General features: G+C 60.9%; 18 protein-coding genes and 2 pseudogenes. 8 read left to right on the plus strand and 12 right to left on the minus strand.

The genetic code is table 11. The annotated features are described in order from the left end of the window. Nucleotides 1–38: 38 nt before the first annotated feature. A complete protein-coding gene (locus tag ACVWYI_RS12635; protein ID WP_456662195.1) occupies nt 39–188 on the plus strand; it encodes a hypothetical protein in 150 nt (49 codons plus the stop codon). A gap of 966 nt (nt 189–1154) precedes the next feature. On the opposite strand, the gene ACVWYI_RS12640 is transcribed toward ACVWYI_RS12635, so the two are convergent. The 3 genes from ACVWYI_RS12640 to ACVWYI_RS12650 all read right to left on the minus strand — a co-directional run bounded on the left by ACVWYI_RS12640 (nt 1155) and on the right by ACVWYI_RS12650 (nt 3642). Then, entirely contained in the window at nt 1155–1604 is a 450-nt protein-coding gene (locus tag ACVWYI_RS12640) for a response regulator transcription factor (protein WP_456662196.1), read from the minus strand. A 1116-nt stretch (nt 1605–2720) separates the two neighbouring features. After that, a complete protein-coding gene (locus tag ACVWYI_RS12645) occupies nt 2721–3137 on the minus strand; it encodes an N-acetyltransferase family protein (protein WP_456662197.1) in 417 nt (138 codons plus the stop codon). 244 nt (nt 3138–3381) lie between these two features. Then, entirely contained in the window at nt 3382–3642 is a 261-nt protein-coding gene (locus ACVWYI_RS12650; protein WP_456664627.1) for a hypothetical protein, read from the minus strand. Between ACVWYI_RS12650 and ACVWYI_RS12655 the strand changes: the two genes are divergently transcribed. The 4 genes and pseudogenes from ACVWYI_RS12655 to fabI all read left to right on the plus strand — a co-directional run bounded on the left by ACVWYI_RS12655 (nt 3605) and on the right by fabI (nt 8826). Next, nucleotides 3605–5827: a DUF3141 domain-containing protein gene (locus tag ACVWYI_RS12655; protein WP_456662198.1), complete on the plus strand. Its 2223-nt coding sequence runs from the start codon at nt 3605–3607 to the stop codon at nt 5825–5827. The genes ACVWYI_RS12650 and ACVWYI_RS12655 overlap by 38 nt on opposite strands. Nucleotides 5828–5857: 30 nt before the next feature. After that, nucleotides 5858–6820, plus strand: a complete 963-nt coding sequence (locus ACVWYI_RS12660) for a phosphate acetyltransferase (protein ID WP_456662199.1) — start codon at nt 5858–5860, stop codon at nt 6818–6820. A gap of 5 nt (nt 6821–6825) precedes the next feature. Beyond that, nucleotides 6826–8041, plus strand: a pseudogene (locus tag ACVWYI_RS12665) (acetate/propionate family kinase). Continuing rightward, a complete protein-coding gene (gene fabI / locus ACVWYI_RS12670; RefSeq protein WP_456662200.1) occupies nt 8038–8826 on the plus strand; it encodes an enoyl-ACP reductase FabI in 789 nt (262 codons plus the stop codon). Before ACVWYI_RS12665 ends, fabI begins: the two are co-directional and overlap by 4 nt. Before the next feature lie 138 nt (nt 8827–8964). Here fabI and ACVWYI_RS12675 read toward each other — a convergent pair whose 3' ends face one another. The 4 genes from ACVWYI_RS12675 to pflB are packed head-to-tail and all read right to left on the minus strand — an operon-like array spanning nt 8965 to nt 14622. Further along, entirely contained in the window at nt 8965–9834 is an 870-nt protein-coding gene (locus ACVWYI_RS12675) for a formate/nitrite transporter family protein (RefSeq protein WP_456662201.1), read from the minus strand. A 34-nt stretch (nt 9835–9868) separates the two neighbouring features. Then, on the minus strand, nt 9869–11470 hold the full coding sequence (locus tag ACVWYI_RS12680; RefSeq protein ID WP_456662202.1) for an aspartate:alanine exchanger family transporter: 1602 nt from the start codon (nt 11468–11470) through the stop codon (nt 9869–9871). A gap of 41 nt (nt 11471–11511) precedes the next feature. After that, entirely contained in the window at nt 11512–12339 is an 828-nt protein-coding gene (gene pflA, locus ACVWYI_RS12685; RefSeq protein WP_456662203.1) for a pyruvate formate-lyase-activating protein, read from the minus strand. 12 nt (nt 12340–12351) lie between these two features. Continuing rightward, nucleotides 12352–14622 (minus strand): formate C-acetyltransferase, encoded by a 2271-nt coding sequence (gene pflB / locus ACVWYI_RS12690; RefSeq protein WP_456662204.1) that lies wholly within the window; start codon nt 14620–14622, stop codon nt 12352–12354. A gap of 347 nt (nt 14623–14969) precedes the next feature. On the opposite strand from pflB, the gene ACVWYI_RS12695 reads away from it, so the two are divergent. Continuing rightward, nucleotides 14970–15164 (plus strand): hypothetical protein, encoded by a 195-nt coding sequence (locus tag ACVWYI_RS12695; protein ID WP_456662205.1) that lies wholly within the window; start codon nt 14970–14972, stop codon nt 15162–15164. A gap of 12 nt (nt 15165–15176) precedes the next feature. Then, a complete protein-coding gene (locus ACVWYI_RS12700; protein WP_456662206.1) occupies nt 15177–15347 on the plus strand; it encodes a hypothetical protein in 171 nt (56 codons plus the stop codon). A gap of 88 nt (nt 15348–15435) precedes the next feature. On the opposite strand, the gene ACVWYI_RS12705 is transcribed toward ACVWYI_RS12700, so the two are convergent. Continuing rightward, nucleotides 15436–16368: a tyrosine-type recombinase/integrase gene (locus tag ACVWYI_RS12705; protein ID WP_456662207.1), complete on the minus strand. Its 933-nt coding sequence runs from the start codon at nt 16366–16368 to the stop codon at nt 15436–15438. A gap of 220 nt (nt 16369–16588) precedes the next feature. Between ACVWYI_RS12705 and ACVWYI_RS12710 the strand changes: the two genes are divergently transcribed. Further along, nucleotides 16589–16930 (plus strand): hypothetical protein, encoded by a 342-nt coding sequence (locus ACVWYI_RS12710; protein WP_456662208.1) that lies wholly within the window; start codon nt 16589–16591, stop codon nt 16928–16930. Nucleotides 16931–17124: 194 nt separating this feature from the next. Here ACVWYI_RS12710 and ACVWYI_RS12715 read toward each other — a convergent pair. The 4 genes and pseudogenes from ACVWYI_RS12715 to napA all read right to left on the minus strand — a co-directional run. Next, a pseudogene (locus ACVWYI_RS12715) lies at nt 17125–17645 on the minus strand (IS91 family transposase); the annotation flags it as partial. A 1161-nt stretch (nt 17646–18806) separates the two neighbouring features. Beyond that, nucleotides 18807–19541, minus strand: a complete 735-nt coding sequence (locus ACVWYI_RS12720) for a cytochrome c3 family protein (RefSeq protein WP_456662209.1) — start codon at nt 19539–19541, stop codon at nt 18807–18809. A 5-nt stretch (nt 19542–19546) separates the two neighbouring features. Then, a complete protein-coding gene (locus tag ACVWYI_RS12725) occupies nt 19547–20059 on the minus strand; it encodes a nitrate reductase cytochrome c-type subunit (RefSeq protein WP_456662210.1) in 513 nt (170 codons plus the stop codon). Further along, complete coding sequence (gene napA, locus ACVWYI_RS12730) at nt 20032–22527, minus strand: periplasmic nitrate reductase subunit alpha (protein WP_456662211.1); 2496 nt, start codon at nt 22525–22527, stop codon at nt 20032–20034. Before napA ends, ACVWYI_RS12725 begins: the two co-directional genes overlap by 28 nt. Nucleotides 22528–22530: the final 3 nt, after the last annotated feature.

Consider the following 22530-nt stretch of genomic DNA (forward strand, 5'->3'; position numbering starts at 1 on the left):
GGATCGATTATGGCCGGCTCTTTGTGCTGAGCGGACCTATGCGCGATGCAACCACCTTCATCGAATTGCTACGCACCGACCTGGTCGATGCCACGATCTTGGGACTGCACGATTTAAAGCAGATGGGCGTGCAAACCGAACAATCGAGCACGAACGCGCTTTTCGCTGGCTGTCCGAAGGGACTGTAGCCTTACGTCCGAAAGAAGATCTGGATCAACTCCGGATCAGCGCCCGCCGCCCAGACCGTGAGATGCCGGGCACCAAGCATCTAGGAGAGTGATCGAATAGGTTGGGAGATCATGCCATTGAGCAGTCACATATCAAGATCCGCAGCTGAGCAGAGTACAGCGGCTGTGAGACTGGGCAAGGGCAGCCGCATAGTTGTGGCGCCATCAGCTGGCCCGAGGCTTTCCGGCAAGCACGGGGTCGTCGTCGGAAATGGCGCGACCATAAACCAACTCAGGGTTCAGCTGGACAGCTCCAAGCACTGCATAACCCTTCACGTGCGTTTCTTGGGCCCGGAAGCTGAACCTTAGGGTGGCACGCCGGGAGTCTCGCTCGTGGCCGACATCAGCCAGCCGCCCAAAAGCTGTTATCGCGGATTGCTCGAGTGCGTGCGCATTTGAAGAGCATGTTAAAGGAGGCGCGGCTTACTTCCCCGAGAGGTTCTCGGATGCAGCCATAGAGCAAATATCTTTCGAGATTCCCTCCCTCCGCCCCTGGATCAGTCGTAAGGAACGCGCAGAGGTCGTTGGTGGTCCGCCCTCCTTGACCTTCCCGACCGATGTCCAACTGGTATAGATGCCGAGCAGCGCCGCTTTTCACTCGCCAGGCCGCGCTTTTGCTGTCGAACGGCGAACAGGATGAGCAGTAGGGGCAGATGAGAAACAAAGGTGATCGTGAGGGGCCGGCCAACGAGCGTGGGCGTGTTGTATCGAACAGGACGAGGCGCTATCAAAGCGGCATCCTAAGTACCTCGCAAATTATCGAATCCTAGTAGGTCGAGGCGCCCGCGAGCTACTGCGCGTTGGAAAGCGCCGGCGAGTCGCTGTTCAAGTGCTCCGCGATATCAACGCGCAACCCGAACCGTAACTTGTTCGATCCGCAGTTCGGACACTTTCAGACGTTTAGTGCTTCAAGAATATCTGTCTCGCTCATGATGCGGGGCTTTGGAGAAGGAGGCCCATCCGTTCAGCAAGGCCCACAAGTTCAGCCAACGACTGCACCTGCATTTTCTCCATCACCCGTGAGCGATGCGCCTTAATCGTACGCTCTGTACAGCCCAACTCGTACCCGATCTGTTTGTTAAGCTTGCCCCCAACGACAAGTTCAAATACTTGCCGCTCGCGCGGCGTCAATGCCGCCAGACGGGCGTGAACCGCGTCCAGCTTGCCTTTCTGGACACGCACAATTTCGCGTCGCGCGAAGGCACGTTCAATTGCGCGCAGTAAATCGTCGGGCGATATCGGCTTGATCAAAAAGTCCTCTGCGCCCGCCTTAATGGTCCGTACCGTGGTCTGGATGTTGGGATAGCCGGTAACGAATACAATCGGCAACGTCGAACCAAGTTCGTCCGATCGCACTTGGAGTTCAGGACCACTCATTCCCGGTAGTCGCACATCGAGGAGAATGCAGCCGGGGTTGGTCTCAACCGATCCAGCAATTGCTCCGCCGACGCAGAGGCTGCCACATCGTAACCGGCGAGTTTCTGGCGATGTTCGACAGCTGTTTGGAAGGCACTGTCGCCATCCACAACATGCACAAGCCCCAGCACGAGCGTTCCCCCAAGACTATCGGTCCGCTTGCCGACTACGTCAGCCGCGACCAACTAGCCGTGATAAACCAGCGACCTACGCCATGGCGAGGAAGGTATCCCACTCAACAGACAAGCAGGCCCGACCGTTTCTGAGAGGGGCTCTGCGATTTTGGTACCGTAATTGTACGGGCAAAGTCGGCCGGCGGATGCAAGCGCCTTTACCGCCGCACGATAAGAATCGCGATTGCGCCATTTTTTAAAGCGCTGCTTTCAATGGGTTGGAAAAACTTTTGCTACGAGGTCCGTGACATCCGTTGGAGCAGCCGCCTGAATTGCAGCAAGGAATTGGGCTATTGATTCGTGCGAGTATTCCAGCGTTCGTCGGCCTGTCCAGCGATCCCTTAGAACTCACAACTTGGATCGGCCGATGATGGGTGTGCAAGGGCGCTTGGTGCCTCATACCCGGCGCCCTTGTGCTGAGGTCCTACGCTCCGCGCCAGACGCGCAACACGCCTTCGCGAAAGCCGCCGACGAACTGATCAGATACGTCCGGTGGTAGAATTTGGCTGAGGTCGTCGAACGAGCCGCTCACCATGGTGGCAAGTTCATGTGCCGAAGCATGCACGCATGCTCCGCCCACCGGCAGCCCAACTCCAAACCACGTTGTCGCTCTTTTTCGACGTCCATCGTCCCGGACCAACCGACGTGCTGACAGCCCCGGCGAGGAGCTGATGGGCGCCGGGCCGGGGCTATGCGCTCACCGCCGTCTTGGGCTTGGGGGCTGTGAAAGATCGACGAGGCGCTTACCCAGACAAGCACAACCTCAGTGTCTGGACAGTGCACCTTAGTGCTAATCCTTCTGGCGCCTTCGCGAAGTAGCGCTCGACGCCGACAATGTCCGATGTTGAGGGCGGACCGGGAGCTATCGGCAAAAAGCGCAGCTTGATAGACGGTGTTCCAGAAGTCATGCCAGTTGCAACGCCAGATGGACGGTCTGTGGGTCTCGCCGGGTGGCCGGCTTGAACCCGAACCTTCCGAAAATTTTCAACATCGCTGTGTTTTCGGACAGAACCTCCGCCGTCAATTCCCTTAGTCCCGCTTCCCTCGCGATGTTGACGAGGTGCCGCATAAGGGTCGAGCCGACGCCGCGCCCTTGCCAGGCATCGACCACCATGAAGGCCATTTCGGCCCGGCCGGGCTCGGAGACAACATATCGGCAGCCGCCGACCATGACCTTCCGGCCTGCCTCCTCGACGCGAGCAACCAGAGCGACGTGATTTTTGAAATCGATGTCCATGAAGAAGGTGCGCTCCTTTTCCGTGAAATGGCGCTTCATCACGAAGAAGCGACGTTGCAGCGACTGCGCGCTGGCTTGCTCCAAGGCAGCGAGCATGTCGGCCTCATCCTTACGCCGTAGCGCTCGATATCGACCACGCTGCCGTCTCGCAAATGTTCGTGCACGATGTACCTGGCGAGGTCCGACATCAGAGGCTCATTTGCTGCGCGCGGCCGATCATGGCAGGCTCCGATAGATGGAGCGGTCGGCTACGTTCGGTTGCTTGGGCTGGATCAAAATGGCGGGGCCAGTGATTCTGGCTTAGCCGCGGTGCTTTGCAGTCGCGCTCTCAATCCGATGTATCTCGTTTGCCTAAATCCTGGGCGGGCGTCCGCAAGCTTGCGGCGCTCATCTTCATCGGCGTGATAGGCGGCACGCCGGTATCAGCTTGGGAAATGACGGTCGCCTCGAGTCTACCGATCGCATCGGTGACCGTCGGACATTGACTTAGATCAATGGCCCGCACCGCGATGCCCTCTGTATGACACCGGGCGCGCAAGCGAGGTCGGAACATGTCGACGGAAATCTCAAACCTGCCGGGCGGTTCCATGTCCGGACTTGTCGCGTCAGCCGTGGAATACATGGTCGATGCCGGACAGCGCAGCATGCTGTTCCTGGATATCATGCGACGACGCGGTGACCAGTACCGGGAACATGCCGCGCAAACGGCGCCGCATGTCCTGCAATATGCCGCCGAATTGATCATCGATGGCCGTAAGCTGGACGAACCGGTCAACTACGCGCTGGTGCGCATCATTCCGCCCCAGGGCGTTGAGATCGATCTCAATCGGCGTCCATTCATCGTGGTTGATCCCCGCGCCGGGCACGGTCCGGGGATTGGCGGCTTCAAGGCGGACAGCGAAATCGGCGTGGCGATGAAGGCGGGGCACCCCTGCTATTTTGTCGGCTTCCTGCCGGAGCCGATGCCGGGACAGACCATTGAGCGCGTCGCGCGCGCCGAAGCGGTGTTCATCGAGAAGGTCATAAGCCTGCATCCCCAGGCCGATGGCAAGCCCTGCGTGATCGGGAATTGTCAGGCTGGCTGGGCAATCATGATCCTGGCGTCGCTGCGGCCAGAGCGGTTCGGGCCGCTGATCATTGCCGGTGCGCCGCTCGCCTATTGGGACGGCGTACACGGCAAATACCCGATGCGCTATTCGGGTGGTCTCCTGGGCGGAAGCTGGCTGACCGCAATGACCAGTGACCTTGGCGCCGGCAAATTCGACGGCGCCTGGCTGGTGCAGAACTTCGAGGGCCAGAACCCCTCGAACACGCTGTGGACGAAACAGTACAACGTCTATTCCAATGTCGATAGCGAGGCGGAGCGCTACCTTGAATTCGAGCGCTGGTGGGGTGGGCACGTCAATCTGAACGCCGAAGAAATCCAGTTCATCGTCGATGAACTCTTCATCGGCAACAACCTCGCTGCCGGCAAGATCGAGATGTCGGACGGCCAGAAGGTGGACTTGCGTAACATCAGGTCGCCGATCCTGGTGTTTTGCTCTGAAGGCGACAATGTCACACCGCCGCAACAGGCGCTGAACTGGATCCTAGATTGCTATGCCGACGTCGATGAAATCAGGGCCTATGCGCAGACGATCGTCTACACCGTTCACAAAAGCATCGGCCATCTGGGTATCTTCGTGTCCGGCGGCGTAGCCAAGAAAGAGCACGCCGAATTTTCCAGCAACATCGATCTGATCGACGTACTGCCGCCGGGACTCTATCAGGCGACATTCGAGGCCAAGGGCGAGGCGACGGCGAGCGCCGATCTAGTCGTCGGCCAATGGGTGATGCGTTGCGAGGCCCGGACATTCGACGACATCCGCGCCATGGGGGGCAATTCGCCCGAGGACGAGAGGCGGTTTGCTGCCGCAAAACGCGTCTCGGAGCTCAATCTCGCGGCGTATCAGAAGTTTATCCAGCCCCTGATCAAGAAGGCGGTGACGCCGCAGATGGCAGAATGGATGCGCAACATGCATCCGCTGCGGCTGCAATATGAGGCCTTCAGCAGCAAAAATCCCTGGATGAACGTGGTGAAATCTGCCGCGGACAAGATCGAGGAGGACCGCAAGCCGGTCTCGAAGGACAATCCTTTCCTGGCATTCCAGGAGCAGATGTCCAAGCAGATCGTTCACGTGCTGGATAGCTGGCGCGACCAGCAGGAGGCGCTGAGCGAGGCGATCTTCCTCAACGTCTATGGTTCGCCGGCACTGCAGGCCGCTGTAGGCATCGATCCGAAGTCCGTACCGTCGCGTCACCGGGAGATGTCGGCCGAGCACCGTGCGCTGCTTGAGAAGCGGACCGCCGAGCTGAAATCGAGGATCGGAAAGGGGGGCCTGCGTGAGGCGGCCTTGCGTGCGCTGCTCTATGTCGGTTCGGCGCGCGGAATGGTCGATGAGCGGAGCATCGAAGCGCTGCGTCAGATTCGGCGCGACCATGCCGGAGACCGCTTAACGCTGCCTGAGTTCAAGGCAGTGGTACGTGAGCAGTTCTTCATGCTGCTGCTGGATCGGGAAGCGGCTCTCGCCGCCATTCCGAAGTTGTTGCCTGAAAATGGCAATCAGCGTCGCGCGGCCTTCGCCGCTATTCGTGAGGTGCTATCCGCCAGCGAGGACATCACGGGTGAACGCGCGAACCGCCTGGAGCGGATCGCCGGTTTGTTCAATGTGGACGCAGGGGAGGTGAGGGGGTCGAACGTTGCCCCTTTCGATCCCAAAGCGAGAGCGTCGTAACGCAAGTTGGAACGAAATGGAGACGACGCCATGTCAGTCGATGCGACGCAAACACAGTCTCGCAGCAAGTACGATCGCCTGATCGCGGCCGCCAAGGCCGTACTGCCGACTCCAACCGTTGTCGTGCATCCCTGCGACGAAACATCGTTGCGTGGAGCCGTCGATAGTGCACTCGCCGGCATCATCCGGCCGATCCTAGTGGGTCCTGAACGGAAGATCAGGGATACGGCGAGGACGCACCGGCTCGACATCTCCGGCTTGGAGATCGTCGACGCCGCGCATAGTGATGAGGCCGCCGCCAAGGGTGTTGAACTAATTCATGCAGCCAAGGGTGAAATGCTGATGAAAGGCAGCCTGCACACCGACGAATTGATGCGAGCGGTGACGGCGAAGGTCGGCGGTTTGCGCACCGATCGGCGTATCAGCCATGTCTTCGTGATGGACGTGCCGGCCTACGCCGAGACTATCTTCGTGACCGACGCAGCCATCAACATCTTTCCCGACCTCGACGCCAAGCGGGACATCATCCAGAACGCCATCGATCTCTATGTGCAGGCGGGGTTCGGCATATCCCCGCGTGTAGCGATCCTGTCGGCGGTCGAGACCGTCACCAGCAAGATTCCATCGACGATCGAGGCGGCGGCGCTGTGCAAGATGGCCGACCGCGGCCAGATCAGCGGTGGTGTGCTGGACGGGCCGCTGGCGTTCGACAACGCCATCGACGTAGAAGCGGCACAGATCAAAGGCATCACGTCCCAGGTCGCCGGCCGCGCACAGATACTCGTCGTACCCGATCTCGAATCCGGCAACATGCTGGCGAAAAACCTCGCCTACTTCGCCAAGGCCGACGGCGCCGGCATTGTGCTCGGCGCCCGCGTTCCGATCGTTCTGACGTCGCGCGCAGACTCGGCACGCGCGCGGATGGCGTCCTGCGCGGTGGCCGCGCTTTATGCCCACGCGCGGCGGAAAAAAGCTCCAACAGTGGCAGCGTGATCGCCATGGATACGATCCTCGTCGTCAATGCAGGCTCCTCCAGCGTCAAGTTCCAGATCTTCGCGGCCGAGGGCGAGGGCAGGCTGCGCCGGCATATCAAGGGCCAGATGGACGGTATCGGCAGCCGTCCGCGGTTGCGCGCGAGTGGGGCGACCGGCGATCTCTTGGCCGATCGCGCCTATCCGCTCGAGGCGGTGCCAGACGTTCCGGCCGCGATGGGGGTTGCAGGAGACTGGCTGCGGAACGAGCTCCGCATTCAGCCAATGGCGGTCGGGCATCGCGTCGTACATGGTGGGCCGGACTATGAGCAGCCGATCCTGATCGACCACGGCGTGGTCGCGCGCCTGGGGCGCTTCGTCAGCCTTGCGCCGCTGCATCAGCCGCACAATCTGGCGCCGATCCGTTCGATCCTTGCCAATTTCCCCACGCTGCCGCAGGTCGCCTGTTTCGACACCGCGTTTCATCGCACCCACGACGCCGTCGCCGATCATTATGCGATCCCGCATCAGCTTCATGCCGAGGGCAGTGCGGCGGTATGGCTTTCACGGCCTCTCCTACGAATACATCTCAAAGGCATTGCCGCACATCGCGCCGGAGATCGCGAAGCGCCGGGTCATCGTTGCCCATCTTGGTAGCGGCGCCTCGATGTGTGCGCTTAAGGAAGGTCGAAGCGTCGAGAGCACCATGGGATTCACCGCGCTGGACGGGTTGCCGATGGGGACGCGTCCGGGCCAGCTCGATCCAGGAGTCGTGCTGTATCTGATGTCTGAAAAGGGCATGTCCGCGTCGGCGGTACAGGATTTCCTCTATCGCGATTGCGGCCTGAAGGGGCTTTCGGGCGTCAGCAACGACATGCGTGAACTCGAGGCCAGTGAAGATGCCAAGGCGAAGCTGGCGATCGACTATTTCGTCTATCGGATCGGACTCAACGCCGGCATGCTTGCGGCCGCACTCCAGGGCCTCGACGCCTTCGTTTTCACCGCTGGCATCGGTGAGAACTCCGCAGGCGTTCGCGCACGTGTGACGGAGCAACTTGGTTGGCTAGGCGCTGTGCTTGATGCGACCGAGAACGCGCGCCATGCGCGGATGATCTCGCGGACCAACAGTCGGATTCCCGTCTACGTCGTACCGACCGACGAGGAATTGATGATCGCGCAGCACACGCTGTCGCTGCTGGTCGGCGACCAGTCGCCCAACGCCGGAAAAGAGAGGGTGTCATGATCCCGGTATTCCCGGATAGCAAAGTCGCCCTGAGAGGGAAAAAAGGTCTTGTCGTCGGCATCGCCAACGATCAGTCGATCGCCTGGGGTTGCGCGAGGGCGTTTCGAGCGCTCGGCGCCGATCTCGCTGTCACCTATCTCAACGACCGTGCGAAGAAGCATGTCGAGCCGTTGGCACAGGCGCTTGAAGCGCCGATCTTCATGCCGCTTGACGTCATGGTCGAAGGCCAGATGGAACAGGTGTTCGAGCGCATCGCGAGTGAGTGGGAACAGCTCGATTTTCTGCTGCACTCGATCGCCTTCTCGCCGAAGGAAGCGCTGCATGGGCGCGTCGTGGACGTTGACCGGGACGGATTCCTCAAGACGATGGACGTCTCGTGCTGGTCGTTCATGCGGATGGCCCATCTCGCCGAGCCCTTGATGAAGAATGGCGGCACGATGTTCACCATGACGTACTACGGCAGCCAAAGAGTGGTGGCTAATTACAATGTGATGGGTGTGGCGAAAGCGGCGCTCGAAGCTGCCGTCCGATACATTGCGGCGGAGCTCGGTCCGAAGGGCATCCGTGTCCATGCGATCTCCCCTGGGCCGCTCGCCACTCGCGCCGCCTCGGGCATTCCGGAGTTCGACGAATTGATGGACAAGGCGCAGTCGACTGCGCCGGCGCGCAGCCTCGTCACGATCGACGATGTCGGCAATGCCACCGCATTCCTGGCGCTCGACGGCGCCAAACTGATCACCGGGAGCGTGCTCTACGTCGACGGTGGCTATAATATCATCGACTGAACGCACTTATCGATGGTGAGGGCGATCAGCTCGGCGACGCAGGCGGGTTTCTGGCCGCCTTCGATCTCGATCGCGAGACGATCGGATTTCCGAAGCGGCATGACGGCAATCCTTTACGCGCTGTGAAAGCTTGAGCAGTTACTTCTGTCCCCGATACGCTGGGCCGAACGCGGCCCGGTAGATCGCCCAGTAGGCGGCGCCGACGAAGCCGGCACCGCCGACGATGTTGCCGAGCGTGACCGGCACGAGATTGTGGACGATCCCGGCGATCGTGATGGACGAAGTATCGAAACTCGCCGGAACGTGGCCGGTTTGGACCAGCAGCCACGCCAAGGGCAGAAAGTACATGTTGGCTACGCAGTGCTCGAACCCGGCTGCTACGAAAGCTGAAACTGGCAATATGACCGCGACGATCTTGTCGGTGACCGACCGGCCGGCATAGGCCAGCCAGACGGACGCGCACACCAGCACATTGCAAAGAATGCCCTTGACGAACAACGTCATCATATCGGGACGGACCTTGCTGGCAGCTGTCTTCAGGATGGATAGACCGATCGCGCCGTCATTCATGTCGAGATGATGGGAAAAAAAGACCAGGACGACCAGCCCGAGGGATCCGAGCAGATTGCCCAACCAAACAATGGCCCAGTTGCGCAGCATCGTCCCCGTGGAGACCTTTCCGCTCGCCCAGGCCATCACGATCAGGTTGTTGCCTGTAAACAATTCGGCGCCTCCCACCAGGACCAGCGCCAGACCCAGCGAGAAGACCAGCCCGCCGACGATGCGTATGGTGGCGAAGCTGAGCTCCGCGTCACTGGCGACGATCGTGTAATAGAGGGCGCCGAAGCCGACGCCGCCGCCTGCGACGACCGCCAGCATGAAGGAGGCGAGAGGGGGCAAACTGGCCTTCTTCACGCCGACCTTCTCGACGGCCTCCTTGATTTCGGCAGGGCTGTAGGCCTGCAGATTGAATATGGGCGGCTGCGGCGCAGATTCTCGGTCGGACATCGCTGGTTTTCCTTGCCCGTAACCGATGGCGCCACTATCCGCCCGCGCCGCTTGTCGCCAGCAGTCCGATGATTTGCGCAGCGATGACCTTCAGCAGCGTCATCGACGGGAAGATCATAGCGTAGCCGACATCCGGGCGTTCGGTTGGCGCCATCTTGGTTGAGTAGACCAGAATGGCGGGGTTGCCCGTCGCTCCGGATGCCACGCCGACCAGATCGTCGTAGGGAATCTTCATGACATAGTGTCCGATCAGTAGGACGATGAATACCGTTGTTAGGAGCACGGCTACACCGATGAACAGCATCGTGAAGCCTGACTCGGCCACGGTGCGGACAAAGGGCTGTCCGGAATTGACCCCGACTGTTGCGAGAAATATGGCGAGGCCAAAGTTTCGAAGGACGATGTTGGCGGGCAGGGGCATGGTCCAGAGCATGGGTCCGGTGCGACGGAGACGGCCGAGAATGAGCGCAACGATGAGTGGCCCGCCCCCGATGCCGAGCGTCACGATACCGACGCCCGGGATTGGAATCGGAATAAGACCGAGCAGGACACCTAGGACCATCCCGATGCCGAGCGAGACATAGCTGAATTCGGCCGCCGCCTTCACCGTGTCGCCGAAGTGACGCCGGATCTCTTCCTTGCGGTCAGGAGGCATCAGCACGCCGACCCGGTCGCCGAATTCAAGCATCAAGTCGGATGACGGCACCAGGTCGGCATCGTATCGCCGAACGTGCAGCAGATGTGTCGGGTAGCCGGCCGGCATCGGAAGGCTCGAAAGAGGCACACCGACCACGCTGGCCTTTCCCACAAAGACTCGGATGTAGTCCAGATTAGCGCGGTCGCTTGCCAGCCGGCCGGGGTCCAGGCTGCCCAGCTGCGCGGCCGCCTTGGCTATCGCCAGCTCGCTCTCGGCGACGACCAGAAGAGCGTCGCCCGCTGATAAAGTCGTATCGGGTGTCGGAACGAAGTTGCGACCGTCCTTTCGTACCATCGTAACTTGGACGTCGGCGAGGGCGTTGCTGGTCAGTTCGTCGAGCTTCTTTCCAGCAAACGATTGGTCGATCGAAATCTCGCCCATATGGAAGCGCTGGGCCTTCGCCGGAAATTTTGGCTTCACGATGCGCGTCATGACGTAAATGCAGAGGATCGGCCCGATAACCCCAAAGGGGTAGGCGATTGAATAGCCGATCGACGGATCCTTGTTCTTCATGACCTCAAGCGCGGCTTGAAGCGACGCGGTGCTCGTCATCGATCCGGCATACAGACCAAGGGTGTGTCCAATCTTGATGCCGAAAATGTGCCCTAGTCCAAGCGCAACGGCCAGACCGGCCAGGCATGCGACAAGGGCCAGCAGATTGTACTTCTGCCCGACTCCAAACATACCCTCGAAGAATTGCCGGCCATAAAGAATCCCGATGCCGTACAGGAACATGATCAGACCGGTCAGTCCGATTGGTCCGATAATTTGAGCCTTCGGCGCGAACGCGCCTATCGCAAGACCGACGAACAGAACCGCGCCAACCCCCATAGAAAATCCGGCGATACTGATCTGACCGACGAGATAGCCCAGTCCGATCGCTAGAAACGCCGTCAGGATCGGCTGGCTTCCGATAATGTCGCGTGCAAGATCCAACATGTCTGTGAACTCCCCCCGGGATTCGTCGGATAATCGATCGATCAGCGCGCCTTGCACCCCGCGGCCCGGAACTGTCCGAGCACCCGCTCGACCAGATCCCGGCTGGCTGGCGGGGTGTTTTCGAGCTTGTATTCGAGATCCATCGCCTTCCACTTGAACGCGCCCATCTGGTGGAAAGGCTGCACCTCGACCCATTCAACGTTCTTCATGGGGGCGACGAAACGGGCGATGCCGTCGACATTCGCCGGATCGTCGGTCTCGCCCGGAACGAGGGTGAAGCGGATCCAGACCGGCTTCGACATCGTAGCCAGCCGCTCGGCGAAGCGAAGCGTCGGCGCGATGTCGCGCCCGGTCACCCGCTTGTAGGTTTCCGGATCCGAGCTTTTGACGTCGAGAAGCACCAGGTCGATCTCGGCCAGGTAGGCGTCGTCGGTGCGGTCGCCGAGGAATCCGGAGGTCTGGATCGCCGTGTGCAGACCCATTTTTCTGGCGCCTGCGAAGATCCGTTGCGTGAACGCACGCTGCACCATTGCCTCGCCGCCGGAGATGGTTAGTCCGCCGCCAAGGGTCTGGATCGAGGGCACGAAATCGGCGAGGCGGCGGAGCACCTGGTCGGCCGAAACGTAGGTGCCGTCCTTGAGATGCCAGGTGTCCGGGTTGTGGCAATAAGTGCACCGCAGCAGGCAGCCCGAGGTGAAAAGCACGATCCGCAGACCGGGCCCGTCATAGCGGGACGACGTCTCATAGGAATGGCAATATCCGAACGCGCCTTCCTGGTCCTTGACCTTGTCCTCATCGGGCGCGTCTGGCGAAAGCCCGACCCGGAGATCATGACGACTTCCGGGTTCCAGTGCCAGCACCGTCGACATGGTGCACCTCGTTCAAATCTGGCCGTGGAAGGTGCGGCTGATCACGTCACGCTGTTGTTCCGGTGTCAGTCGGACGAAATTCACGGCGTAACCCGATACCCGGATGGTGAGCTGCGGATATTTGTCCGGGTTCTTCATCGCGTCTTCGAGCGTCTCCTTGTCGATGACGTTCAGGTTCATGTGAAAGCCGCCACGATCGAAATAGACGTCGAAGGCCTTAACCGCCTCGTCGATAAGCTGGCCTTCCGACAGGTGCGCCTTCTGAGGCGCGACGGAGACCGTGTAGCTGATGCCGTCCTGCGCATCCTTGTAGGGAAGCTTGGCGACTGACAAGCAGGAGGCGAGCCAGCCATGGCTGTCGCGTCCGTGCATCGGGTTGGCGCCGGGTCCGAATGGCTCGCCCTTGCGCCGTCCGTCCGGGGTGTTTCCGGTAGCCTTGCCGTAGACGACGTTGGAGGTGATCGTGAGCACGCTTTGGGTATGGGTCGCGTTGCGGTAGGTCGGATGCTTGCGGATCTTCTCCATGAAGCTGGTGACGAGACTGGACGCGATCAGATCGACCCGGTCGTCGTTGTTGCCGAACTGTGGCGTCGGCTTGTTGCCCTCGTTCTGGTAGTCGACCACGATCCCCTTATCGTCCCGCACTAGGCGGATCTTCCCGTATTTTATGGCGCTGAGGCTGTCGGCCACCACCGAAAGACCAGCAATTCCGAACGCCATCGTGCGCAGGACGTCGCGGTCATGAAGCGCCATCTCCAGCCGCTCGTAGAAATACTTGTCGTGCATGTAGTGGATGCAGTTCATGGCATGGACGTAGGTCTCGGCCAGCCATTCCATCGTGATGTTGAACTTGGCCATGACGTCGTCGTAGTCAAGGAAGTCGCCCGCGACCGGCATCGTCTGGGGTGCGATCTGATCGCCGGAGACCTCGTCACGGCCGCCGTTGATCGCGTATAGCAGCGCCTTCGCAAGGTTGACGCGCGCGCCGAAGAACTGCATCTGCTTGCCCAGCTTCATCGCCGAAACGCAGCAGGCAATAGCGTAGTCGTCGCCCCAGAACGGCCGCATCAGATCGTCGTTCTCGTATTGCAGTGAGGAGGTGTCCTTGCTCACCTTCACGCAATAGCGCTTGAATGGCGCGGGCATATGGTTTGACCAGAGTATCGTGATGTTCGGTTCGGGAGCCGGCCCCAAATTGTAGAGCGTGTGCAGCATACGGTAGCTGCTTTTTGTGACGAGAGCCCGGCCATCCAGGTCCATGCCGCCGACGCATTCGGTCGCCCAATAGGGGTCGCCGCTGAACAGCGCATCGTAGTCGGGGGTGCGGAGGAAACGGACGATGCGGAGCTTTTGCACCAACTGGTCCCAGAGCTCCTGCGCACCGGCTTCGTTCAGAACTTCCGTCTTCAGATCGCGCTCGATGTAGATGTCGAGGAAGCTCGAGATGCGGCCGATCGACATTGCCGCACCGTTGGCTTCCTTGATGGCGCCGAGATAGGCGAAGTAGGTCCACTGGAAGGCTTCCCGGGCGTTCGCGGCCGGTTTGGAAATGTCGCGGTCGTAGAGCTTCGCCATCGAGGCCAAATCCTCGAGTGCGCGCGTCTGTTCGGACAACTCCTCGCGCGACCGGATGATCTCGTCGGTCGGCCACATGTCGTCGATCTGCGTGCGTTCCTGGCGCTTGACCTCAAGCAGGCGGTCGGTCCCATATAGCGCGACTCGACGATAGTCGCCGATGATGCGGCCGCGGCCGTACGCGTCCGGGAGGCCCGTGATGATGCCGGAGCGCCGGCAATTCATGATTTCGGGCGTGTAGGCGTCGAACACGCCGTCATTGTGCGATTTGCGGTATTTCGTGAACGCTTCGTGGACGGCTGGATCAGGCGCACAACCAGCAGCCTTCAGGCCGGCCTCGACCATCCGCAGACCACCGTATGGGAAGATCGCGCGCTTGAACGGCTGGTCGGTCTGAAGGCCCACCACGAGCTCGTTATCACGGTCGATGTAACCGGCTTGGTGGGCCAGCAGCGTGGATGGGGTCGCTGCGTCGACCGCGAGCACTCCCTTCTTCCTCTCGTCGGCGAAGTACGGCTGCAGTTTCGCCCACACGGTCTTTGTGCGCTGCGATGGGCCGGTCAGGAAGTCCTCGTCGCCGTAATATGGCGTAGAGTTCCGAACGATGAAGTCGCGAACGTTAATGGAAGTCTGCCAGTCGCCCGGCTGAAACCCGCTCCAGCAATCTCCAGCAACAGCTTCCTTTTTGAGAGCGGTACTTGCCTTCATGGACGTCTCCCCACCAGCGTATGTTTGATTGGTGTGCCCGAAGGGGGGGTGAACCCGCATGGGCGACGTTGCCGGATGGTGGTTTTCGATCGGCTTCCCCTGCTTGATCTAGATCAAGGCCGCCCCGGAATAGCTGCATGAGCCTGTCGGCCTGATTTGAAGATTCCGTGCGGATTCTCAGGAACGACATCACGGGCGCGCTGACCGGGGAAATCGAAGATCCGTCGTTGATAGTTTATCCTGAGAGCCGACTTACTGCTGGTGGAATGGATTCCACTATGCGGCACGAGAGATTTTGATCTACATCAAGAATTACATGCGGCAATATCCATTAGATGGAGGCTCCGGTGCTGGACCCTGCCGATGCCATGACGGCCGCCATTCGTTCGGCCTTTGACAACTACCCAATGGAAGGCGATCCTGATTGGAGAGGTCCCAGCTGGATCCTGCCTGACGAATGCACGCACTTGATTCAGACGATACTGCGAGCGTTGGATGAAGCGGGTTTCCAAATCGTGACGAAGCAAACAGACAGCAGGTGATCGAGGACCGAGATGGCTGAAATCAACAAACTCTCTGTCGAGAAAGCGCTTGAAAAATTGCGGAGCAGCGATACGCCGAAGAAGAACACGCGGCGCGATGACAAGATTGCGGAACTTGACGAGGAAATAAAGCGAATGAGAGCGCAGAGGTTGCGGCTCGATCGGCCGCCGCATAAGCAATGATTTCGAGCGAGGTTCGTTGACGCATATCTAAGGACCCAAGGTTGACGGGACCTCCCTACAGCAACATCGATTTCACTGATGACGTAGTTCATCGCGTCAGCGAGCGGCTCAGGCCGCTCGCCTCCTGACGATGGCGGAAATCCAATTGTTTGCCGGCCATACGCTCGCATGAGAAGCGATTGTTTCTACGATGGACTTTCCACAAGGGGAAAGGGGTTCGGTATATTAGGCCGCGAGCCCAATATCGCGGCGTTGAGCTTCGATGCTTCGATAATCCGCCAGAGCTCGGTCGCCACGCCGTCCAGCACAGCACGCTTCTCCTTGATTCGCTTGGAGTGGTTGTACACCTTGTTAGTAACGGTCGGAACGATCTGTTCGGACTGCTTGATGGCCGCGTGATCGAGGCACTTCGCGATCCATGCATCGTCAAAACCGAGGTCACCGTCGCTGCCGTCCGGCGCAGATCGTGTGGCGTGAACGGCTTGAGGCCGAATAACTCACAGAGCCCGGGCGTCTCGGATTTGTCTTTGTTCTTCTCATGTTTCGTGCCGCGCAATGCGTCGGCCATCGCCTTTCGGTGGATCGGCTGGCCCTTGTACGTGGGGCTCTCGAATACGAACTGCTGATCCTTTGATGTCAGCGCCTCGTTGATGATCTCCACCGCGAGGTCCGACAGAGGCTGCTGGATCATCCGCCGCTTCTTAACCCGCTTGAGGGGGACGTCGAAACGCGAGTTGTCGCCATCCAGATCGAACAGCTCATCGCGTTGCGCACCGAGCAGTTCGCGTGAGCGCAGCATGGTGACCAACTCGAACTTGAGCGCGAGGCGTGTGCGGCGATCCCACGGCAGGTCGTCGCGGTCTAGACCGTGCCAGAAGATGCCGATCTCGTCTTCGGACAGGACTCGGGTGCGCGGGTGTTCCGGATCGAGTTTCGGCAGATTGGCGCACGGGCTGGAAGTCACGTAATCGCGGCCTGCCTCTGCGGCCCAGTTGAACAGGCCCGAGGCTGCCTTGCGCATATGCCGCGCGTTGCTGACCGAGCGCTTGCCGAATTTGCCAGCGCTTCCCGCGATGGAGCGGGTGATGGAGCAGTCCCGTTCAGGTAGATGAACGGGAGGTTTGTTTGATCCAAGTCAAGGGCGCGAAGCTCCCGCGCGCGAGGGTTCGGACAGACCCGCGGTTCGGCGCGATGCGCAGGTGTCTGCGGCGTCATCTCTCTCTCGAAGAAGGAGCACGCTGATGTTGCGTCGAATTCTCATCGCTTCGGCAGCTGCGGCCATGCTGCTAATCACCTTCACGCCCGACGACGCCGATGCTCGCGGTCGCGGAGGTGGCGGCTATCGGGCCGGTGGTGGAGGCTACCGCGGCGGCGCTGTGGCAGTTCGAGGGGCTCGGGGCGGCGCTGTCGCAGTGCGCGGCGGGCGATACGGCTATCGTGGTGGGGCCTATCGTGGCTACGGTGTCGGTGCGGCAGCGGTGGGTGCCGCTGCGGTCGGAGCAGCCGCGGCCGGGACCTACCGCGGCAACTGCTACGACGCCTACGGCAACTACGTTTGCGGCGGCGGGTACCGTCCGTACTAAGGGTGATGCGGTACTCGAAGCCGTGACGAGGTCATTTGCATAGGCGGACCTTTCATAATGGGGCGGCACACCCTGCGCCAGCGAGGTGGCTGCCCTGACACGTCGGCACGGCCCAAGGAGAAGCCGTGACAGCGTGGTTCGTGTCGCGGAGGCGCAGAACTGCTCGAGCCTCGAACCTCCCTGCGCCGTGTTGCCGGGCTGGCAAACGGGCGCTTGCTGTAGACCACCCACTCAGCGTCGCGCAGTGGCGTCAGGTATGCGGCGAACGCTTGTGCATCGGTAAGCGCAGCGTGATTGCCTAAGAATTGCAGCCGGCCCGCATCGTGTGCCGCCACCAGCTTCTCCAGGAACAGCCGGCGGAACAGGCGCGAGAGCACGCGCACCGGCAGGAAGAAGCCGGAGCGGCACGCCACCCCAGCGCCCGCCATCGAGCGAGATGCCGCCGCCCGGTACGATCATGTGGACGTGCGGGTGATGGGTCATGGCCGAGCCCCAGCTGTGCAGCACGGAGGTGATGCCGATGGGGGCGCCCAGATGCTTTGGATCCGGCGGCGATCGTGGTCAGCGTTTCGGCCGAGGCCTTGAACAGCAGGTCGTAGATGACGGCCTTGTTCTGGTAGGCGATGTCGGCGATGGCCGCCGGCAGCGTGAACACGACATGGAAGTACAGCACGGGCAGCAGATCGGCCTCGCGCTCGGCGAGCCATTGCTCCGCCGCGGCTAGGTAGGGCTCAGCTCTGCTGATCCCCAACCGCAGTAGCTATCATAGCTCGTGGTCCAGTTCGACTCCAACTAGCACGCTCTGGATGCATGCTCTGCGACGCACCATACGAACAGTGAGCGTGGAAACAGCGTCTGCAGGCCGATGCGTTAACGTCTGCGGATATCCACTCCTCCACATCGAAACGGTGATCTCTTTGAAGTCTCGATCGAATTCTGACTAGTGGCGAAGCTCGCTTCGAGAAGCTACGGAGTGAACCTACGTATCGGCAGCCGTCCACGAATCTGGCTCAAGCAACGGAGATTGCCCGAAAGCTGTGCCACTGACTTTGCGACGATTTGGCAAATGTGGCTCAGTCAAAAAGCAGCCTGACGGATTCGCTCTCAAGTTTTTCAAATGGAGAGCTGCGTCATGTCCGACCACCAGCTGCGCTTCAAAGACCCCGGCTTCGATTTCGATGCCAAGGGGATCTGGGGCATTCTCGCCGCCATCGTTATCGTCGCAATGGTGATGTGGAGGCTGCACTAGGGCTTGGGTGGCGTCTCGTCGATCGACGGCAGCGGAAGGGGCCCGGTCTTGCTCGGCAGACCCGCTTCGTACCGGAGAGCGAGGTCGATCAGCCGCCTCTTGGGGTGAAGGGGTCGGCTTTATCTGCGAGGTCGCGGACCAAAATCGTCCGCTCGTTGTTGAAATCATCATCCATGGGGTTACCAAATAATCCCGATTATAGTCGGCGTCCGATCATTTGTTGGTTTCGAGTTGCGTATGGTTAAGCGTGCCAAGTCCCTCGTGCATGCCGCGAAAGCGGAGATGCCGGGATTCATCAAGCCCCAGCTCGCCACCCTGAAGATGAAAGCCCTCGCGGGGGCTGGATTCACGAAATCAAGTACGACGGCTACCGGGCTCAGGTTCACGTCGACCGCAGCGCCACCAACCCGCGGCCACGACACTGGAGTCCATGGCTATGTTCAGTGATGTCGTAGGGCGTTGACGGGGGCGCAAGTGTAGGCGCAGAGCCACGGAAGCCAGCGCCTGGCAGCCTTCATCTCGATCGAGATCAGATGGCTCGGTGTCGTCAGCGTCACGATCAGGATGATCCGGACTTCTTCCTCGTTCCCGGCTATGAATCTCCCTTGCGGCTCATGGTCACCCTCATCATCGTTCGACCTGCAGACGAGGAGTTTCGATCGCGCTCATCTTTCCACCGCCGACTGAATGGAGGTACCGGGCGAGGGCCTTCGAGGCGTCGTGCAAGCCACTTTGACGATCCCTTTGTTCCGGTGGAGCGCGCCAACCCGGCTCGATGCCGGTCATGTCTGGCAATTCGTGCGCGATGCCCTTGTGGCAGTCGATGCAGGTCTTCTCTCCCGTGACTAGAAACTTCGCGTGGATATCGGCGGCCCGTCGGGTCTGCTTGGTGAAATCCATGGCGACGGCGGAGTGGCAATTGCGGCACTCCAGCGAATCGTTGGCCTTCATCCGGACCCACTCGTTCTTGGCGAGTTCGAGACGGTGGGCCTGAAACTTCTGCCTGGTATCGATGGTGCCGAAGATCTTGCCCCAGACCTCCTTCGATGCCTGCATCTTGCGGGCGATCTTGTCCGTCCAGTCGTGCGGAACGTGACAGTCGGGGCAAGTGGCGCGGACGCCCGAGCGGTTGGAGAAGTGGGCTGTGTGCTGCAATTCCTCGAATACGTTGCTGCGCATTTCATGGCAGGACGTGCAGAATTTCTCGGTGTTGGTGACCTCGAGCGCGGTGTTGAACGCGCCCCAAAACAGCACGCCGCAGACGAAGCCGCCCAACGCGAGGAAACCGAGACTGAGATGCGCGCTCGGACGGCTGGCGATCCGCCAGAACCACATCAGGAGCGCCTTGAGCCGCTGCACCATGCTTTTCACTTCTTCCCAGGAGGGTCGACGAGAAGCATGTCCTTGAACGTGCTCGGCACCAGCGGCTGCGCGTCCGTCTGCTGGACGTGGCACGCGGTGCAGAAATATCGGCGCGGCGTCACGTCGGCGAGCACCTGACCGTTGCGGTCCATGAAGTGCGTGATGCTGATCATCGGCGCGCCGGATCCTTCGGTGAACTGGCGTCGATGGCAATCGAGACAACGGTTGGTCTTCAGGGTGAGCTGATAGTTGTCGATGGAGTGCGGGATGATCGGCGGCTGCTCCGGGTAATTGCGCATCAGCCGCTTGTCGTCGATGACCGGCCGCGCCAGAGGTGGCGCCGGGACGTCGCCCATCGGCGCCACGGCTCCGGTCACGCGCGGCACGATTTTGGGGAAGTTCTGGGACGCGGTCTGGGCGTAGATCGCGCCGCAGGCGAACGTCAACAGGCCGCCGAACAGCGCACCAAGCGCTGCTCGGCGAAGGCCAATCAAACCGGAATGATCTTGACCGCGCATTTCTTGAAGTCCGTCTGCTTGGAAATTGGATCGGTCGCGTCCAGCGTCACCTTGTTGATGAGTTGGCTGGCATCGAACCATGGAATGAAGACGACACCGCGTGGCATGCGGTTGCGCCCCTTGGTGTCGACGCGGCTCCTGATCTCACCCCGGCGGGAAACCACCCGGACCTCCGCGCCCTCATTGATCCCGCGGGCGCGGGCATCCTCCGCATGCATGAAGACTCGGGCGCCGGGAAACGCCTTATAGAGTTCGGGCACGCGCATGGTCATGGAGCCGGAGTGCCAGTGTTCGAGCACACGGCCGGTGACCAGCCAGACGTCATAATCCTTGTCGGGGGATTCGGCCGGCGGTTCGTAGGGCACCGCGATGATCCGCGCCTTGCCGTCCTTGTTGCCGTAGAACTCGACGCCCTTACCCGGCTTTACATAGGGATCGAGACCCTCGCGGTAGCGCCACTTGGTCTCCTTGCCGTCGACCACGGGCCAGCGAAGTCCCCGTACGTCATGATAGGTGTCGAAGGGCGCCAGATCGTGGCCATGGCCGCGGCCGAACTCGGCGTATTCCTCGAACAGACCCTTCTGTACGTAGAAGCCGAAGGCCTTCGCCTCGCGATTTTCGTAGTCGGCGGGCACTTCGCTTGCCGGGAACTTGTCGACATTGCCGTTGCGGTAGAGAACGTCGAACAGCGTCTTGCCGCGGTAATTGGGATTGGCGTCGAGAATTTGCGCCGGCCACACCTCGTCGGTGGTGAAGCGCTTGGAAAATTCCATCAGTTGCCAGAGATCCGAGCGTGCCTCGCCAGGCGCGTCGACGAGTTGCCGCCAGACATGCGTGCGCCGCTCCGCGTTACCGTAGGCGCCTTCCTTTTCCACCCACATCGCCGCGGGCAGAACGAGATCAGCGGCCATCGCCGTCACGGTAGGGTAGGCATCCGAGACCACGATGAAGTTGTCGGGATTGCGGTAGCCCGGATAGGTCTCCCGGGAATTGTTCGGCGCCGCCTGGAGGTTGTTGTTCACCTGGATCCAGTAGAAGTTGAGCTTGCCGTCCTTCAGCATGCGGTCCTGCTCGACCGCATGGTAGCCGGGCTTCTCCGGGATGATGCCGTGCGGAATGCGCCATATCTCCTCGGCGTGCTTGCGATGCTCCGGATTGGTGACGACCATGTCGGCGGGCAGGCGGTGCGCGAAGGTGCCGACCTCGCGCGCGGTCCCGCAGGCGGAGGGTTGCCCGGTCAGCGAGAACGGCGAATTGCCCGGCTCGGAGATTTTTCCCGTCAGGAGGTGCAGATTGTAGACGAGCTGATTGGCCCATACGCCGCGAACGTGCTGGTTGAAGCCCATGGTCCAGAGCGACATCACCTTGCGCTTCGGATCGGCATAGAGTTCCGCGAGCTCCTGCAGGAAGCCGCGCTCCACTCCAGTAAGGGCCGACACTTTCTCCAGCGTGTAGTCCTTCACGAAAGCAGCATAGGCCTCGAAGTCGATCGGTTGGGTGGCACCGGGATCTGCTGCGCCCTTGGCCATGACCTCGACTGGGTCATCCGGACGCAACCCGTAGCCGATGTCGACTGCGCCCTTCACGAAGGTGGTGTGGTTCTTGACGAAGTCCCAGTTGACGCGTCCGGTCGTGATGATGTGGTTGGCGATGTAGTTCAGGATCGCCAGATCCGTGCCCGGCTTGAACACGATCGGAATGTCGGCGAGGTCGGAGCTGCGATGCGTGAAGGTCGAGAGCACCGCGACCTTTACATGTGGATGACTCAAACGGCGATCGGTGAGACGCGTCCACAGGATCGGATGCATCTCGGCCATGTTCGAACCCCACAGCACGAAGGCGTCCGCGGCCTCGAAATCGTCGTAGCAGCCCATCGGCTCGTCCATGCCGAAGGTGCGCATGAAGGCGACCGCCGCCGACGCCATGCAGTGACGAGCGTTCGGATCAAGGTTGTTGGAGCGGAAGCCCGCGCGCATAAGCTTGGTGGCGGCGTAACCTTCGTAGACCGTCCATTGCCCGGAGCCGAACATGCCGAGCGCTGTCGGCCCCTTTTCCTTCAGCGTCGCCTTGGCGCGGGCGGCCATCACGTCGAAGGCCTCATCCCACGTCACCGGCGTCAGTTCGCCGTCCTTGTCGAACGCGCCGCCCTTCTTGCGCAGGAGTGGCGCGGTCAGTCGGTCACCGCCGTACATGATCTTGGAGAGAAAATAACCCTTGATGCAGTTCAGTCCTCGGTTGACCTCGGCGAGCGTGTCGCCGTGGCTGGCGACGACCTTGCCGGCCTTGACGCCCACCATTACACCGCATCCGGTGCCGCAGAAGCGGCAGGGGGCTTTCGACCATTTGATCTCGAGCGATCCGACGCCGCCGGCCATGGGCTGGGCGACCGCTGGAACGGCGATGCCGGCGGCCGCGGCAGCGACGGCGGCGGCCTGGGCCTTCAGCAATTCGCGTCGCGAGAGTGACATTCG

It is taken from the genome of Bradyrhizobium sp. LB13.1 (assembly GCF_054056815.1).